The 18,028-nt window shown below is 37.7% G+C and carries 12 protein-coding genes, 8 tRNA genes, 2 rRNA genes and 1 pseudogene; 22 read left to right on the forward strand and 1 reads right to left on the reverse strand.

Features of this window, described 5'->3' with window-relative positions:
* From LCM23_RS22445 to rocF, 11 genes are all read left to right on the forward strand, one after another.
* Positions 1 to 97 (forward strand): 23S ribosomal RNA (locus tag LCM23_RS22445); the annotation flags it as partial.
* A gap of 273 nt (positions 98 to 370) precedes the next feature.
* Positions 371 to 487: ribosomal RNA gene (gene rrf / locus LCM23_RS22450) — 5S ribosomal RNA — on the forward strand.
* Between the two features lie 19 nt (positions 488 to 506).
* Positions 507 to 581, forward strand: a tRNA-Asn gene (locus LCM23_RS22455).
* A gap of 31 nt (positions 582 to 612) precedes the next feature.
* A tRNA-Thr gene (locus LCM23_RS22460) sits at positions 613 to 685 on the forward strand.
* Between the two features lie 24 nt (positions 686 to 709).
* A tRNA-Glu gene (locus LCM23_RS22465) sits at positions 710 to 784 on the forward strand.
* Positions 785 to 788: 4 nt separating this feature from the next.
* Positions 789 to 864: transfer RNA gene (locus LCM23_RS22470), tRNA-Val, on the forward strand.
* A 20-nt stretch (positions 865 to 884) separates the two neighbouring features.
* Positions 885 to 960 (forward strand) — tRNA-Thr (locus tag LCM23_RS22475).
* Positions 961 to 978: 18 nt separating this feature from the next.
* Positions 979 to 1,062 (forward strand) — tRNA-Tyr (locus LCM23_RS22480).
* 79 nt (positions 1,063 to 1,141) lie between these two features.
* A tRNA-Gln gene (locus LCM23_RS22485) sits at positions 1,142 to 1,216 on the forward strand.
* A 5-nt stretch (positions 1,217 to 1,221) separates the two neighbouring features.
* A tRNA-Lys gene (locus LCM23_RS22490) sits at positions 1,222 to 1,294 on the forward strand.
* 413 nt (positions 1,295 to 1,707) lie between these two features.
* Entirely contained in the window at positions 1,708 to 2,604 is an 897-nt protein-coding gene (gene rocF, locus LCM23_RS22495; RefSeq protein WP_224938864.1) for an arginase, read from the forward strand.
* Between the two features lie 24 nt (positions 2,605 to 2,628).
* On the opposite strand, the gene LCM23_RS22500 is transcribed toward rocF, so the two are convergent.
* A complete protein-coding gene (locus LCM23_RS22500) occupies positions 2,629 to 2,793 on the reverse strand; it encodes an aspartyl-phosphate phosphatase Spo0E family protein (protein ID WP_095371073.1) in 165 nt (54 codons plus the stop codon).
* A 321-nt stretch (positions 2,794 to 3,114) separates the two neighbouring features.
* On the opposite strand from LCM23_RS22500, the gene sigW reads away from it, so the two are divergent.
* The 11 genes and pseudogenes from sigW (at position 3,115) to LCM23_RS22555 (ending at position 17,794) form a co-directional block, all read left to right on the forward strand.
* Positions 3,115 to 3,678 carry an RNA polymerase sigma factor SigW gene (gene sigW, locus LCM23_RS22505; protein ID WP_095371072.1) on the forward strand — a complete coding sequence of 188 codons (564 nt, stop codon included), beginning with the start codon at positions 3,115 to 3,117 and terminating at the stop codon, positions 3,676 to 3,678.
* Positions 3,679 to 3,691: 13 nt separating this feature from the next.
* Positions 3,692 to 4,321 carry an anti-sigma factor family protein gene (locus LCM23_RS22510; RefSeq protein WP_095371071.1) on the forward strand — a complete coding sequence of 210 codons (630 nt, stop codon included), beginning with the start codon at positions 3,692 to 3,694 and terminating at the stop codon, positions 4,319 to 4,321.
* A 244-nt stretch (positions 4,322 to 4,565) separates the two neighbouring features.
* Entirely contained in the window at positions 4,566 to 5,408 is an 843-nt protein-coding gene (gene cdaA / locus LCM23_RS22515) for a diadenylate cyclase CdaA (protein ID WP_095371070.1), read from the forward strand.
* Positions 5,401 to 6,729: a CdaR family protein gene (locus LCM23_RS22520; protein ID WP_224938865.1), complete on the forward strand. Its 1,329-nt coding sequence runs from the start codon at positions 5,401 to 5,403 to the stop codon at positions 6,727 to 6,729. Before cdaA ends, LCM23_RS22520 begins: the two co-directional genes overlap by 8 nt.
* Before the next feature lie 36 nt (positions 6,730 to 6,765).
* Positions 6,766 to 8,112, forward strand: a complete 1,347-nt coding sequence (gene glmM, locus LCM23_RS22525) for a phosphoglucosamine mutase (RefSeq protein ID WP_224938866.1) — start codon at positions 6,766 to 6,768, stop codon at positions 8,110 to 8,112.
* 487 nt (positions 8,113 to 8,599) lie between these two features.
* On the forward strand, positions 8,600 to 10,399 hold the full coding sequence (glmS, locus tag LCM23_RS22530) for a glutamine--fructose-6-phosphate transaminase (isomerizing) (protein ID WP_224938867.1): 1,800 nt from the start codon (positions 8,600 to 8,602) through the stop codon (positions 10,397 to 10,399).
* Positions 10,400 to 10,550: 151 nt separating this feature from the next.
* Positions 10,551 to 10,693, forward strand: a pseudogene (locus tag LCM23_RS22535) (hypothetical protein).
* 167 nt (positions 10,694 to 10,860) lie between these two features.
* Positions 10,861 to 12,735, forward strand: a complete 1,875-nt coding sequence (locus LCM23_RS22540) for a Mu transposase C-terminal domain-containing protein (RefSeq protein ID WP_224938868.1) — start codon at positions 10,861 to 10,863, stop codon at positions 12,733 to 12,735.
* Positions 12,710 to 14,401 (forward strand): ATP-binding protein, encoded by a 1,692-nt coding sequence (locus LCM23_RS22545; RefSeq protein ID WP_043897415.1) that lies wholly within the window; start codon positions 12,710 to 12,712, stop codon positions 14,399 to 14,401. The genes LCM23_RS22540 and LCM23_RS22545 overlap by 26 nt, the downstream gene beginning before the upstream one ends.
* Positions 14,402 to 14,412: 11 nt before the next feature.
* The gene (locus tag LCM23_RS22550; protein WP_224938869.1) at positions 14,413 to 16,281 is read left to right on the forward strand and encodes a TnsD family transposase; all 1,869 of its coding nucleotides are present in this window, start codon (positions 14,413 to 14,415) and stop codon (positions 16,279 to 16,281) included.
* Positions 16,262 to 17,794 (forward strand): Tn7-like element transposition protein TnsE, encoded by a 1,533-nt coding sequence (locus tag LCM23_RS22555; RefSeq protein ID WP_000043576.1) that lies wholly within the window; start codon positions 16,262 to 16,264, stop codon positions 17,792 to 17,794. The genes LCM23_RS22550 and LCM23_RS22555 overlap by 20 nt, the downstream gene beginning before the upstream one ends.
* The last annotated feature ends 234 nt before the right edge of the window (positions 17,795 to 18,028 follow it).

Consider the following 18,028-nt stretch of genomic DNA (forward strand, 5'->3'; position numbering starts at 1 on the left):
GTAAGATCCCTGAAAGATGATCAGGTTGATAGGTTAGAGGTGGAAGTGTGGCGACACATGCAGCTGACTAATACTAATCGATCGAGGACTTAACCAATTTGAAATGCGGAGGCGCCTTGCACAGGTGCGACAAGCATAAGACGGATTTGACAGGAGGTTGTTCTTTAACCTCATGACAAATTTGACTTATGACCTCGAGCACCTAGGCGCCGCAGCTGGACAGTACTACGTAAGTAGTAGCCTACAGCACGCATTCAGGCGATTACTCAATAAATATCTTCTTCAACATTACCTAGTTTTCAGAGAATGATTTAAAATTTCTCTTGAAATTTTCATAAAAGACGTTATAATAATAAATGTCTTTAATAAGTCCGGTGGCGATAGCGAGAAGGTCACACCCGTTCCCATACCGAACACGGAAGTTAAGCTTCTCAGCGCCGATGGTAGTTAGGGGCTGTCCCCTTGTGAGAGTAGGACGTTGCCGGGCATACATATTATCATATTATTCCGCAGTAGCTCAGTGGTAGAGCATTCGGCTGTTAACCGAACGGTCGTAGGTTCGAATCCTACCTGCGGAGCCATTTTAAACAAAATCAAAGATATTTAGCTGATGCTTCCATAGCTCAGCAGGTAGAGCACTTCCATGGTAAGGAAGAGGTCACCGGTTCGAGCCCGGTTGGAAGCTCTGGTAAGAACTTTAAATATTTTTGGCCCCTTGGTCAAGCGGTTAAGACACCGCCCTTTCACGGCGGTAACACGGGTTCGAATCCCGTAGGGGTCACCATTTTGGAGGATTAGCTCAGCTGGGAGAGCATCTGCCTTACAAGCAGAGGGTCGGCGGTTCGATCCCGTCATCCTCCACCATTTCAATTTACTATAGATGGGCCGGCCTAGCTCAATTGGTAGAGCAACTGACTTGTAATCAGTAGGTTGGGGGTTCAAGTCCTCTGGCCGGCACCATTTTAATATATTTATGTCGGAGGGGTAGCGAAGTGGCTAAACGCGGCGGACTGTAAATCCGCTCCTTCGGGTTCGGCAGTTCGAATCTGCCCCCCTCCACCATTTCAATTTTATTTGAATGAAAATCCAAAAAGCGGACATAATATAATTAGTCCTTTTTATTTTGTTTTTTTACATACGATGGGCTATAGCCAAGCGGTAAGGCAACGGATTTTGATTCCGTCATTCGCAGGTTCGATCCCTGCTAGCCCAGCCATTTTCGAGCCATTAGCTCAGTTGGTAGAGCATCTGACTTTTAATCAGAGGGTCGAAGGTTCGAGTCCTTCATGGCTCACTTAATCCTTAAACATTTATGTTTAAGGGTTTTTATTTGTTATCTTGTATTTTTCCCCATGAGGTCAAACATAAGGAAAAACCCAAATTTTGCGGCGATTCAACGAAATTACTCACATTACATATAAATCATCAAAAGTGTATACATACTTCTTGTATGAGATATCAAATGGCCTTTCTTCGTACCATTCCTCTAACTTAACTAAGCGCATCTATTTTCGGTGATTTGTAATTGCAAGCTGTGTTAAGAAATATATCATTCTCCGTTTGTGTTGTACTGTCCTGACCACAGTAATTAACCCAATAAATGCCCTTTTTTTGTATAGATATACAAAATTTTGCACAGTTGAACCATCAGAATGTAACCGTTTACAATAGAGAGAGAATTCATTCTTTAGTAGGGGGAGCAACTAAATGAAAAACATTTCGATTATTGGTATGCCGATGGACTTGGGACAATTACGAAGAGGGGTAGACATGGGGCCAAGTGCCATCCGATATGCGGGCATTGAAAATAGATTACAACAACTTAATCACCAAGTTGATGATTTAGGTGATATTGAAATAGGTAGGTCGACTGAACAAATAGATAAGGAAACAGGTTTAAGAAACTTGGACTTAATTGCAGAAAAGACTAAAATCTTAGCCGATCAAGTTGATGGGGTAGTAAAAAAAGGAGCATTTCCTCTAGTTTTAGGAGGGGATCATAGTATCGCTATTGGTACATTAGCTGGTTTATTACAGCATTATCATAACTTAGGTGTGATTTGGTACGATGCACACGGGGACTTAAATACAGCAGAAACTTCGCCTTCCGGTAATATTCATGGGATGTCCTTAGCAGTCGCTCTAGGGTATGGGCATCCGTTGTTATTAGAGGTAGGAGGAGTCCATAAGAAGTTAAAGCCTGAAAATGTTGTGATTATAGGAGCAAGGTCTTTGGACCAAGGAGAAAGGGATTTGATTAAAGCCAAGGGAATAAAAGTCTTTACGATGCATGAAATTGATCGCTTAGGGATGCCGAAGGTAATGGAAGAGACGATTAGTTATTTACAAGACCGAACAGATGGTGTTCACCTTTCGCTAGATTTAGATGGTCTTGATCCATCTGATGCACCTGGTGTGGGTACACCAGTTATGGGGGGGATAAGTTATCGAGAGAGCCACCTTGCTATGGAAATACTGGCAGAATCTCAAATGATTACTTCGGCCGAATTTGTTGAGGTTAATCCAATATTAGATGAAAGAAATAAAACAGCTGATGCAGCGGTGGCCTTAATGGGCTCGCTATTCGGTGAAAAATTACTATAAAGTGAAAGAAGCTTGAGTCGATGCTCAAGCTTCTTTTTTTAATGTTAATGTATAGTATCTATTAATTAGATTGTCCAATTCAATGCTCGCTTTAAGAACTTGGTGGTTTGAAAATGAAGAAATAGAAGCAAGTTCAACCATTTTAGCTCTGTGGATTTCAATATCTTTTAATAGTTCCTCCGTATACATGAGATCATTGTCCTTTCCATTTGAAAATTTTATTCCAGCACGTAGACAATTTTTAAATGTATGGTCTCTTGTTCGTTGGAGCAAAAATATTGAAGGGAAGGTCTTTTTTCCTTCGTCAACACACTGGTTTTAAATCCTTTATACCCAGTATGAAAATTAATTAAACTACTTTAGTTAAAATTTGTTAAAATATTATGTGATAACTCTTATATAACCAAAGTACTTATGGAGGAAAAGGAACCTAATAAAAAATATGTGAAACCTTTTTGCTATCGATTCGTAAATGATTATCGATAAGCCGCATAGAGCGGGGGTAAATAGATGGAATTGTTGGTGAAGAAAAGAATTAAACAAGTATTAAAAGGAGATCAAGATGCTTACGCTGAAATAGTAGAAATATACAAAGACAGAGTATATCATATCTGTTATCGAATGTTGGGTAATCAACATGAGTCTGAAGATATTGCACAAGAAGCTTTCTTACGAGCATATGTAAATATACAAAGCTTCAATACGAACTTAAAGTTCTCAACATGGTTATATCGCATTGCAACAAACCTATGTATTGACCGGATCAGGAAGAAAAAGCCTGACTATTATTTGGACGCGGAAGTAGCAGGAACAGACGGTTTAAATATGTACTCACAAATTCCCGCGAGTACGAAACTACCTGAAGAAGATGTAGAAAAAATGGAGTTGCAGGAAACCATACAAATGGAAATTTCGAAGCTACCGGAAAAATATCGATCGGTCATCGTGCTTAAGTACATTGAAGAACTGTCCTTGAATGAAATCAGTGAGACCTTAGATCTACCATTAGGCACTGTGAAAACGAGGATTCATAGGGGAAGAGAAGCTTTAAGAAAGCAATTACGCTACGTATAAGAAGGTGATTTCAGTGAAATGTAATGAAGAAATTATTGAATATATGCATGAATATTTAGATGAAGAAATAACAGATGAGCATAAACAATTACTAAAAACACATATAGAGCAATGTGAAGAATGCCGCATGCATTTTCATGAACTAAAACGAGCGATTGCCTTTGTCCAGAGTACGTCACATTTCCAAGCGCCTGCAGGTTTTACTGAGAATGTGATGGCAAGACTGCCTAAGGAAAAGAAAAAAGTAGGTGCACAAAGGTGGCTCAGGAAGCACCCAATGCTTGCTGCAGCATCGCTCTTTCTTATCTTAATGTCTGGAAGTGTTCTATCTGCCTGGAATCAAGAAAGTGCATTGTCTGTTTCCAAGCAATCTAATCTAGTGATTGAGAACGATACGGTCATTGTCCCAGAAGGAGAAGTGGTCAAGGGAGATGTTGTTGTTAAGAATGGGAACTTGCAGATAAATGGTGAAGTCGAAGGGGATGCAACGGTCATTAATGGTGAGCAATATTTAGCCTCCGCTGGTAACGTCACAGGAGAAATAAAAGAAGTAGACCAGCTTTTTGAATGGTTATGGTATCACATTAAAAATACAAGTAAAAGTTTAATCTCGACTGTTACACAAGAGGATGAAAAAGAGTAAGGGAATATAGGTCACTGCTATAATGCGGTGGCTTTTTCCTTTGTTCAAAGAAGTGTAAATATGTAATTATTTGTTAATAAATCGCTTAATCTTTGCATATGTAGTAATAAAAATGTAGGATATATTTTAATAACGTTCACGATTGTATACATAACTAGAAAATTGGATTTCATTAGAAATATGGTATAATAAGTAGGTTAAACGACTATTTTAATGGTGGAAATAAATACTTGGAGGAAGGAAAATGTCGCTTTTAGATTTATCTTTCACAGATTTACCTTTATTAAGGCTTTTAGCGAATACAGTAGACATTCTCCTTGTCTGGTTCGTTATATATAAATTAATTATGATTGTTAAAGGGACGAAAGCCGTCCAATTAGTCAAAGGGATATTTATTATTCTGATTGTAAAGGTTTTAAGTGATATCCTTCATTTGCAAACTTTAGGATGGATGATGGAACAAGTTCTCTTATGGGGGGTACTAGCCATTATTATTATCTTCCAACCAGAGTTGCGTCGTGCACTAGAGCAGCTTGGTAGGGGTAAATTCTTCGTTAGAAGTGGTAACCAAGAAGAGATGGATCAAGATCAATTAGTTACTGCAATTGTAAAGTCTGTTGATTACATGGCTAAGCGGAGAATTGGTGCGCTAATTTCGATTGAACGTGAAACTGGTATGGGTGACTATATTGAAACTGGTATTCCATTGCATTCCAAAATATCATCAGAATTACTTATTAATATCTTTATTCCCAATACACCATTACATGATGGCGCCGTTATTATACAGAAAAGTCAAATTGCAGCTGCTGCATGTTACTTGCCTTTATCAGAAAGTCCTTTTATCTCTAAAGAGTTAGGTACTAGACATAGAGCAGCGATGGGAATTAGTGAAGTAACAGATAGTATCACCATTATTGTGTCTGAAGAGACAGGTGGAATATCTGTAGCGAAAAATGGTGAACTTACACGCGATTTGAAACTCGATCAGCTCAAAGAACTTTTAAATGAGAAGCTTATTCACTCAGCTAAATCAAAACAATCTTCTTCCACTCTTTGGAACTGGAGGGGAAAGAAAAATGGATAAATATATTGATAAGCTCATTGATACCAGATGGTTTATGAAGGTAGTGGCTTTATTAATTGCTCTGCTCCTGTTTGATTCGGTTTATGATACGAATAACGATAATAGAAGTATCAATGTACCTGGAGATGATGGCTCAGCTGTCATTGAAAATGTTCCGCTCACAGCTTACTATGATACAGATAATCTTGTCGTTTCCGGACTTCCAGAAACAGTGGCTGTTACGTTAGATGGCCCAAGGAGCCATTTGGAAAATGCGAAGGCACAGCGGAACTTTGAAGTGTTTGTGGACTTATCAGATGCAGAAATTGGTCGACAAGAAGTAGAGGTAGGGATTAAAGATCTATCCGATAAGCTTGAGTATATAATTGACCCTTCTACTGTAGATGTAACAATTGATGAAAAAGTAACTGAAGAGTTCAATGTGGAAGCAGAATTTAACAATAGTTTACTTGAAGAAGGTTACAAGGCCGAAGCAGCACTTGCTGAACCTAGTACTGTCAAAATAACAGGTGCCAAAAATGTGATTGAATCGATTGCTTATGTCAAAGCAACTGTTAATACAAAAGGTTCTATAACGGAATCATTTACAGAAACAGCCGCGATTAATGTGCTCGATCGTAATATGAATAAATTAGATGTAGATGTAAATCCAGGTGAGGTGGAGGTTTCGGTCGATGTGAAGCGTTTAAGTAAGACGGTTCCCATCGATATTGTTGAAACCGGGAGCCTTCCTTCGGGAGTTGAGTTAGATTCTCTTAAGCTCAGCCAAACAGAAGCAACCATTTTTGCTCCAGAAAATGTTCTAAGTGATGTCAAAACGGTTAGGGTAGAGGTCGATTTAAGCAAACTCGATAAAAATCAGGAAATAAAATTACCTGTGATCATCTCTGACGGAATTACTAGTGTTGATCCTAAAGAAGTGACGGTTAATGCCAATGTGACTGTTAAGGAACAAGAAGCACCAGAAGATAGCAGCAGTGAGGAAGAAGAATCACAAGTACAAGAACAAGAGCAGGAACAAGCCGCAAATGAACAAACAGTGAATCGAACCTATTCAGGCATGCCGATAACAATCACAGGCTTAGACGACCAATATGATGTGACATTTCAAAGCCCTGATGAAGGTGAGACAAGCTTGAAGGTTTCTGGTAATGAAAAGGATATGAATAATTTAAGTAAAGGTGATTTTACCCTATCTATAGATGTATCTGGCCTTGATCCTGGAGAACATGAGGTGAATATTCAATTAGACGCACCTCCTGGTGTTGAGTCCCAACTTGAGAGTGAGACGGCAACAATCAATATTACAGAAAAAGAATAGATGGAACAGCAGAGGAAAGTGAAGGAGCGATTAATAATGGGAAAATATTTTGGTACGGATGGCGTTCGCGGAGTGGCAAATAGTGAGTTAACGCCAGAGTTAGCCTTTAAACTAGGTAGATTTGGTGGATATGTATTAACAAAAGATCAAGAACGCCCAAAAGTTTTAATTGGGAGAGATACAAGAATCTCAGGACATATGCTTGAGAATGCACTGGTAGCAGGCCTTCTTTCTATCGGCGCAGAAGTGATGCGACTGGGCGTTATTTCTACTCCAGGTGTGGCTTATTTAACGAAAGCATTAGATGCAGAAGCGGGCGTAATGATATCTGCTTCCCATAATCCTGTTGCGGATAATGGAATTAAGTTTTTTGGTCCAGATGGCTTCAAGCTTTCAGATGCACAGGAAAATGAAATCGAAGAACTAATGGACATGGAGAATGATTCCCTACCACGACCAGTTGGTGGTGATCTTGGACAAGTGAATGATTACTTTGAAGGCGGACAGAAATATCTGCAATACTTAAAGCAATCTGTTGATGATGATTTTTCTGGCATTCATATCGCTTTAGATTGTGCACATGGAGCGACTTCATTCTTAGCAAATCATTTATTTGCTGACTTGGATGCCGATTTATCAATGATGGGTGCTTCACCCAATGGGTTAAATATCAATGAGGAAGTGGGCTCTACACATCCAGAAGCCTTAGCTGCTTTTGTGAAAGAAAGAGGAGCAGATGTAGGGCTTGCCTTTGATGGTGATGGTGATCGCTTAATAGCTATCGATGAAAAAGGGCAAGTGGTAGATGGTGACCAAATCATGTTCATTTGTGCGAAGTACTTGAAAGAACAAGGTAGACTTAAAGAGGATACCGTTGTTTCTACAGTAATGAGCAACCTCGGTTTCTATAAGGGATTAGAAGCAAATGAGATGAAAAGTGTGCAAACGGCAGTCGGTGACCGCTATGTTGTAGAGGAAATGAAGAAGAGTGGTTATAGTTTAGGTGGCGAACAATCTGGACATATTATCTTCCTTGATCATATCACGACAGGTGACGGGCTCCTTTCTGGATTACAACTAGTGAACATTATGAAAGTGACAGACAAATCACTTTCAGAGCTTGCGAAAGAAATGCAGAAGTTTCCACAAAAGCTCGTCAATATTAAAGTAACGGATAAACACCATGTAACAGATAATGAAAAGGTTAAAGCTGTTATTAGTGAAGTTGAAAAAGAAATGAATGGTGATGGACGTATTCTTGTCCGCCCTTCAGGAACTGAACCGCTTGTTCGCGTCATGGCAGAAGCAGCTACAGAAGAGGCTTGTGAAGCATATGTAAACCGTATTGCTGCTGTTGTAGAAGAAGAAATGGGACTGAAATAAGCGTGTAATATTGATGCATAAGGGAACGCTTCTGTTTTCTTATGCATATTTTATTTATGTATGAAAAAAGCATGGAGAACTTCCACTTATAGTAAAAAATACCTATTAATTGATGGTTATTCGTTGACTTTCAACAGCGTATCGGTTATGCTTATCATGTTTTTGTATATAAAAAAGAAGGGTGGTTTAGAAGAGCAATTTTCATAATTAAAGCGCCCGGGCTAACCTTTGAACGGATATGGAAGGTTAGTTGACGAGGAGGAGGTTTATCGAAGCATCGGCGGGTACCTCCCGGTTGAAAAGCACAACCGTAATCATGTCTTTAAATCATTAGGGTAACCTAATGGACAAAGAGAGATGAATGCCATAAATAAAGAACGTAAAGGCATCTATGTCATGCCTTGCTTTCACATTGAAAAAATACGGAGATAAGGGGCAAGTACGCCCTTAAAGGCTTCTTGCCCCTTCTACATTAGGAGGAAGAAGTATGTGCGGTATTGTTGGATATATTGGTAACCAAGATTCAAAGGAAATTTTATTAAAAGGCTTAGAAAAGCTAGAATATAGAGGCTATGATTCTGCAGGTATTGCAGTAGTTAATGAAGCTGGCGTGCAAGTTTTTAAAGAAAAAGGCAGAATTGCTGACCTTCGTGCGATTGTAGACGAAAAAGTTTTAGCGAATACAGGAATCGGTCATACACGTTGGGCAACACATGGGGTACCTAGTCAAGAAAATGCACACCCTCATCAAAGTAATTCAGGTCGTTACACACTTGTTCATAACGGTGTGATTGAAAACTATGAACAGATGAAACGTGAATTTTTACAAGGTATAGAGCTGAAAAGTGAAACAGACACTGAAGTTATCGTACAAATGATTGATCAATTTGCTAAAGAACTCAGCACTGAAGAAGCTTTCCGCAAAACTTTGCAACAGCTTAAAGGCTCTTACGCTCTTGCGCTTGTAGATAATGAAGACAAGAGCACAATCTATGTCGCGAAAAACAAAAGTCCATTATTAGTTGGTTTAGGAGAAGCATTCAATGTCGTGGCTTCTGATGCGATGGCAATGATTCAAATCACAGATCAATATGTAGAACTCATGGATAAAGAAATGGTAATGGTGACAAAAGATGGTGTAACAATTAAAAACCTTAAAGGGGAAACAATTGAACGTGCACCTTATACAGCAGAACTTGATGCAAGCGATATTGAAAAAGGAACATACCCTCACTACATGCTAAAAGAAATCGATGAGCAACCACTTGTTCTTCGTAAGATCATTCAGAAATACCAGAATGACCAAGGAGAGCTAGCGATTGATGGAGAGATTCTTGATGCAATGAACAGTGCAGATCGTATCTACATTATCGCTGCCGGTACGTCTTACCATGCTGGATTAGTCGGTAAGCAATATATTGAAAAAGTAGCGAAAGTTCCTGTTGAAGTGCATATCTCAAGTGAATTTGTTTATAACACACCGTTGCTATCAGAAAAACCGTTATTCATCTTTATTTCACAAAGTGGGGAAACAGCTGATAGCCGTGCGGTATTAGTTAGTGTGAAAGAAATGGGACACCCAGCATTAACGATTACAAATGTCCCTGGCTCAACCTTATCCCGTGAAGCAGACTACACGCTCTTATTACATGCTGGACCAGAAATTGCTGTCGCTTCTACAAAGGCATACACTGCCCAAGTAGCGGTATTAGCAATCTTAGCGGAGGTCACAGCGATTGCTAAAGGACGTGAATTAGAATTTAACCTTGTACAAGAATTAGGTATTGTTGCAAATGCGATGGAAACACTATGTGATTCAAAAGAAACTTTCGAAGACATCTCACGTAGCTTCCTATCAACAACAAGAAATGCCTTCTTCATCGGTCGAAGTATTGACTACTACGTAGGACTTGAAGGCGCATTAAAACTAAAAGAAATCTCTTATATCCAAGCAGAAGGTTTTGCTGGAGGAGAACTCAAACATGGTACCATTGCTCTGATCGAAGACGGTACACCAATCATCGCCCTGGCAACACAAGAAGGCGTTAACCTAAGCATCCGCGGCAACGTTAAAGAAGTCGTCGCACGTGGAGCTAACCCATGCATCATCTCAATGAAAGGCCTAAACCAAGACGGTGACACATTCGTCCTCCCAGAAGTACACGAAATGCTCTCACCACTTGTTTCAGTTATTCCATTGCAGTTGATTTCTTATTACGCTGCTCTGCACCGTGACTGTGACGTAGATAAACCAAGAAACTTGGCTAAGTCGGTAACTGTTGAATAAGAGGATTTTGTTGGATTTTAGAATTTGTAGTTTTAAAATAAAGTTTAACTGTTTATAAAAAAGTTTGACCGTTTTAAAAAAGGATTAACCGTTTATAAAAAAGTTGCACCGTTTTACCCCTTTGGATATGATTGTCTAAAGGGGTGTTTTTATGTCCAAAAGAAAAAGAACATCTACAGTGGAAAAATGGATCAAAGAAGGTCGTGGTACAGGAACAGGTACAGACTACCGGCCATGGCTAAAGATTCAAGATGTTTCCTCATTAGGTCGGTCAACGAGGTTAAAAGGCATTAAAACTAGTAGACAGCACGAATTTTTATCAGACTTAGAGCGAAACTACTTTTACTTGACTGAATTTTCTGATGTTATTACAGATATAAGAGAGCAGTGAATTATCCGACCTTCGAATTCAGAAAAGAGATGAGGGTTGGTCGATTATTCAACATTATTGTTTAGAACACATGGAAGCATTGCTTCAAAAAGGTGGTCGTGAAAAGAAAATAAAAGAAATTGCAGATGAAAGTGGAACAAGTTCTACGAAAATAAAAAAGCTACTTAGCCGTTATTGGCAGCGAGGTATGACGAAAAATGCAATGCTCCCTGATTACTCGAATTCGGGAGGAAAAGGTAAAACAAAAACTTTAAATAAAGCTAAGGTAGGTCGCCCACGAAAGGTGAGTATCAGTAATGAATATCAAACAGGTATTAATATTACGGATGAAGTAAAAGTTCAATTTGAACACGCCATTAACAAGTATTACCGAGCTTCAAATAACTATTCGTTGAAAGATGTTTATAATTTCATTCTGCGTGACTTCTATTCTGATCGCTATAAGGAAAATGGTGAGATGAAGTACCGTATTTGGGATGCCACTCGAATTCCCTCATATCATCAATTTTACTATTGGTTTAAAAAACTTGAAGACCCAAAAAAAGATATTCAGTTCCGTAAAAGTACAAAAGAATATGAATTGAAATATCGCCCTATTTTAAGTGACTCTAAATCGGAAACAAATGGTCCAGGTACTAGATTTCAAGTTGATGCTACCATTGCGGATATTTACTTGGTTAGTTCGCTTGATGTAAATAAAGTAATTGGGCGACCAGTTATTTATGCAGTACTTGATGTGTATTCACGTATTATTACAGGTCTTTATGTTGGACTAGAAGGTCCATCATGGATTGGTGCAATGATGGCTTTAGATAATATGATCGCAGATAAAGTAGAATTTTGTAAGCAATATGGAATTGATATTACTCCTGAGCAATGGCCAACACATCATTTGCCTGAAATTATTATTGCTGACCGAGGTGAGTTTGAAGGGTATTCGGTAGAGAATTTAATTAATAATCTTAATCTTAAAATTGAGAATACTACAGCTTATCGTGGGGATTTGAAAGGGATTGTTGAAAGGAAATTCCGTACGTTTAATGGGAAGGTAAAGCAAAAAGCTCCCGGAGCAATTCAAAAGGAATATCGAGAACGAGGAGATCAGGATTATCGCTTAAATGCTACTCTGAATTTAAAGGAATTTACATCTCTAATTATTACAATGGCGCTGTATCATAACCAAAAGGTCATTGATAAATATCCTGTTGAAAAAGAAATGGTAGCTGATGGACTAGTGCCAACGCCAATTAACTTATGGAATTGGGGCATTCAAAATCGTAAAGGAAGACTAAGAAAAGTTGATAGAAATGTACTTCGTTTGAACGTGCTTCCAAGAGGAAAAGCGACAGTTTCAAGAGCTGGAATCAAGTTTAAAAACCTTCTATATGGTTCTCGCCAAGCGATTGAAGAGCAATGGTATTTGAAGTTGAAAAATAGAAGTTTAGAAATCGTTTATGATCCGCGACATATTGAAAAAATCTATATTCCTCACGATAACGGAATGGATTTTGAAACATGTATTTTATTAGAACCTAGTCAGCAATATAAAGGTGACTTCTTAGAAGAAATTGTCTTCCAACAACAACTTCGGAATGAACTAGAAGAAATGGAACGAACAAATCAAATTCAGCTCACAGTAAATACTGATGCTGCATTGGAAGAAATTATTAAAAAAGCTGTGAAGAACAAAAAACAATCTTTTAATCAACCAACAAGTAAGAAAGCTAAAATAGCTGCTATTCGTGATAACAAGGATGTTGAAAAACAGTTAAACCGTGAAACTGAAAAGTTTGATTTATCACCTAATAAAGTTAGTGAAGCAGCTGAAGTAATCGACTTCGTTACAAAAGAGAAGATTGATGAAACACCACCTAAGAAATCAAGCTCACGTCTTATGGAAAAACTAAAGAAGAAGCGAGATGAGGAATTTGGGAAAGACAAATGACATGGTTGTCTTAAAAGGAGATTTTGAGAAAGGTGTCTATAAGGAGCAACTTTTAAGTGAATATACCAATAATCCCTTCATCGAAGCTCTTCCACCTATATTCAATGAGGATGATGTGCTAGAGCGATTTATGGTGACCCCACGAATTAGTGATCAAGATAAGTTAAGTGAAACGAATATTCGTTACCACGTCTTAAAACGTGTGAAAAATTTTATCCAGCCGTTACCGATTCATTTCGAGGTAGAACGTCGATTGTCTACATTGATTCGGCGAGGTTATTTAGCGCGTAACCCATTAGATAGAACATTTCTAGAACGTGTTCGTGTGTTGCATGAATTGCGTGAGGAAGAGGAAACGGCTCACAAATATATAGATGAACGACTAAATTATATTCGTTCAACTGCCGATAGCTTATCCATTATCGGTATTTCTGGAATTGGTAAAACAACAGCAATTGAACGTCTTTTGCTTATGTATCCACAGGTGATCAAGCATGAAGAATATAAGGGACAACCGTTTAATCGAACCCAAATTGTATGGCTCAAAATTGACTGTCCTTATGACGGAAGCTTATCTACCCTTTGTAAAAGCTTCTTTAAAGCGATTGATGATTTACTAGAAACACGATATCTTGAAAAATTCGGGTACCTAAACCGGGTGACATCGACAATGCTGTTGCATATGACATCACTGGCAAGCATGTATGGTATCGGTGTTCTAGTAATTGATGAAATCCAGCACTTATTACATTCTAAAAACGATCAGGAAGAAATGCTTAATTTTTTTGTAACGTTGTCCAATACAGTTGGTATTCCAACAGTCTTAATCGGTACTTCTAAAGCGCAAAAACTATTCAAAGGAAACTTCAGACAGGCAAGACGTGCTGCAAGTGAAGCAGTTATTTGGGATCGTATGGCGGAAGATAGTGAAGAATGGGAGTTCTTCCTAGAAACGCTTTGGGAATTACAGTGCTTAAAAACCCAATCCAAGCTTACAGAGGAAACGAAAAAGGCATTTTATTATGAATGCCAAGGGATAACTTCTGTTGCTGTAAACTTATTTATTCTAGCACAAGAAAGAGCATTGTTTGATGAGGATAATCCGAATGAAATTATTACACCAAAAGTATTAAAAAAGACTGCCAAAGACGATATGCAAATGATTCAACCGATGATGACAGCTATTCAGAAGAACAATTTGGCTGAAATGACGAAATATGAAGATATCATGATCAACCTTGATGAAATAATGCTGAATCATAAGCGAAATACAGAAGTTACAGGGCGTATTCAAGAAGCGTTTAGGGAACGCCAAAATACAATCCAGTATAAACGCCAAGACACTATAGAAACTTTAAGTGTCGAAGTGGCAGCCCTAGGTATTTTTGATAGTTTGAAAGATAACGACATTAAAAAACTCGTACAAAAAATAGTCGGTGAAAATCCACTTGATATTGATTTTCACCAGCTTAAATCAGATGTAATTCAGCAGGCGATTGCATTAAATCAACAAAAGAAGGAACAAAAAGATAAGCCAAAAGTGAAAAATGCAGAGGTTTTACCATTACTAACGCTAAGAAAGCGAGCATTGGACAAAAAGCAACATCCTCATGAATTATTGAAAGCAAATGGATACATTAAAAATCCTTTGAAGGAATTCTACTAGGAGGGAATCAAATGCTGCCATTCTTTACGGATCCATATCCAGATGAATTGATATATTCGGCGATTGCGCGATATCACTTTTACAGTGGAAATATTGATTACAAAGATACATTGGAAGAAGTGTTTCAAAGTCGTTCTGTAATACCGAGTGTAGAGATTGGTAGTCATTTTTCTATATTAGCTGAGCAATTAGGCTCCAACTATTCTGTTGAAAGCTTATTAGCTAAGCATACGATCTACCCTTACTATGCTTCGTTTCTTTCCAAGCAACGCCAGAAAGAACTTCTACAAGATGTTCAAGTAGATGGAAAAGGACTTTATACAAGACTTGGCATAGTTGCAGGAAGCATTTGCAGAAAGAATGGACTCTTTTATTGCCCAGAGTGTGCAACTAATGATATTGAGCAACATGGAGAACCCTATTTTCATCGTGAGCACCAGCTACAAGGGATTGATTTCTGTGCACATCATGAACTGAAATTAATGAAGTATCCTATCGATTTTTCAAAGCAAAGTCGAATTGAGTTTATTCGATTTGATAAAAAGCTAATGAACTTATCAATGATTCAAGAAGTTGAACTAAAAGAGTTTATAGCCATTCAAATTGCTTTAGCAAAGATGGCTTATCAACTGCTGCAAGTTCCAATACATCAATTTTCAAGAGAATCTATTAATCTTAAATATCGTGTTCTTTTACGGGAGCGTAATTTAATAACAACGTCTAATCGAATTCGGCAAAAGGAGCTATACAAAGCATTTCAATCAAAGTTCCCAAAAGGCTTTTTAGATGAGTACGAATCAGCAATCAATGTAAATGATGAATACAATTGGCTGAAGGTCATTACACGCAATCTAAAACGTCATGTACATCCTTTCCGTCATTTGCTTATTCTTTATTTCTTAGAACAAGATTTGGAGTCCTTTTTACAAATTGAAGCTGATACAGGTCCTTTCGGTAGTGGCCCATGGCCCTGTTTAAATAAAGCAGCTAATCATTATAAGGAATTTGTGATTCATGAAGTAAATGTTACAAGGGATTTTAAATCAAATGCACCCATTGGCACGTTTGAATGCTCTTGTGGCTTTATTTACGCTAGAAAGGGTCCTGATAGATTATCTGAAGATAAATATCGTATTGGACGTACAAAAGCGTATGGAGATGTCTGGAAGGCTAAATTACGTGAATTAGCAGTTGATGGAACCTACAGTATAAGAGCATTAGCTAGAATGCTTGGCGTGGATTCGAAAACAGTTAAAGGACATCTTGCCTCAGTTGAGAAAATAGAGAAATTACCTGATAAAGTTTTCCCACCAATGTTACATATGTATCGAAAGCAATTATTAAAAGGAATGCAGCAATATCCAAGTTACTCGAGAACACAAATTCGTCAATGTTTACCGAAAGAATATATTTACTTATATCGAAATGATAAAGAATGGCTGTTTGAACAGTTACCTATAATTCAGGCGAAGGAAAAGCCAAAATCAATTGTCAATTGGGACGTACGTGATCGAGAATATCTTTCTAAAATTAAACAGCTTTACAAAGAATTAATTGAACTGGAAAAGCCCGTACGTATCACGATTTCGATAATTGGGAAACGTCTAGGAATCTTATCAAATTTGGAGAAACATCTTGATAAGCTGCCACAAACTGAAAAATATCTAAATAAAATTACGGAATCTATACAACAGTTTCAGATTCGACGATGCTGTAAAATTATTGATCGTATGTTGCTGGAGCAAGAACCAGTTTTATTATGGAAAGTACAGCGTATTGGCGCTGTTAAGTCACATCATTTTCACGAAATAAAACCGTATTTGGAAGAGTATTTACGAACAAAACAGGAAGTGAAAAGTTATGAGCAAACAACAGGTTAAACTAGCTTGGCCTTTTGCTAAAGGTGAAAAAGCACAACTAATATGGATTGGTGAGCCATTTCGATATGATCATAAAATGATAATCAAAGCTTATTTTCGCTCACAAGGTCGTACAGAAGGTATATTAATGGATTGGGGTACATTACCATGCTTAGCAATCCAACATTATTATACTGATGGCATCATAACGGCTAGTCAAGTTTCTGAAAGTGTACAAGAAATCGATATGACTATTTATCCTAATAAAGTTAAATTTCACGAACGCCCTTGGTCTATTCAAGGAAGCAGTGATCCTGCAACTTCCCGTAGTTTCGTGTTCTCTTTTGATGGAAAGAATGTGATTTTACCAGTCATTGAAGTATTGCGTAGCATTTTAGCTCCGAACGGCTTCCTTTTATATCGCTTGTTTGAATCGAATTCATTTCCTCAGTTCTTCACAGAAACATATGAACCTAATAAAATCCATCTTAGCTTTTCATCACAATATGAATTGAAATACACAAAGACAACGTTCATTTATCAATTGGTGTGGTTGCTAACGAATCGAGACCTACGACAAGCCTATGAAAATATAGCATTTACTTGGTTGCAGGAAAAGACTTTGAAGTTCGAATGGAACTTTACACAACCGATTACAATAACAGCTCGTGTAAAGGAGAAGAATAACACGTGTACAGTATTACAAATTGTTAATGTGAAAAATAAAGATATTCCGTACCAACATATTTCGATTTCGCATCCAGAAATACAAAATCAAGAGAAATCCAATGAGGCAAAGAAATACACTTATCGTTTTCTAAATAGACAGGGTGATGAAGAGGGCTTTACATTAGATGAACAAGTAGATGGTTCTACAGAAGACTTTGATCTTGTACAAATGAATCAGTTGAAACATGAATATACATCGGTACCCAAAATCAAACGAATTAAAAGTAGTTCCTCAAAGCAGCGAACGAAAGAAGATGAAAATACTAAGAAATACTATGGCAGCAATGATTCAATTCGATCTACAGCAGACACTGGAGGTCAAAAACTAGCAAGAGGAATAGAACATCAAATGTTATCTGAAATTCAAGTACAAGGTGAATTGCAAGATTTCATTAATGTCCTTAGAATAATGGAGCAATATCCAGAAGTAAGTGCGATACGAGCATTTATAGATGTGTTACCAGAGGGAATTGGAGACCGCAGATTTACGAAATTGAGTGATAATATCACGAAACGACGTTATGTGATTGCAGAAGTATATATGATAAGTGGGAAGAAATTCAATATTATTGAAGTTGAGCGAGAAGATCGCTCTTTATCAATGCTAATTTTATCATCACTTGCAATAAATGATTGGAAATCGATTTATGATAGATTGTTAGTAAACCTTGTGAATGATAGTGGTACGTGGACAAGTAAGTCGCTGAAAAGTATTGAGGAGAGTAGGGTTACAGTGATGAAAGCTAAACACAGTTCTAAAGGGGTTAAGCATAAGGCTGAAATTCTATTAAATAAGTTAGAATAGCAGTGAAGATTTGAGTAAAGGAATAAATGAAATACCTCTTCCCTCAAAGAATAATCCAAATATTTCCCCGAATTAATTCACGCTATATACACTTACAATAACTAATTCGAGAGCTATCACCAATACTTCGTAATCAAAACGGTGCGACTTCTTTAACTTACATAAAACAATTACGCTAAGAGTGACTAAGTATATTATTTACTTTCTTTGTTGACAATAGTTAAGAGTGTTAAC

This window comes from Cytobacillus kochii (assembly GCF_020171845.1).
Lineage (GTDB): Bacteria > Bacillota > Bacilli > Bacillales > Cytobacillaceae > Cytobacillus > Cytobacillus kochii.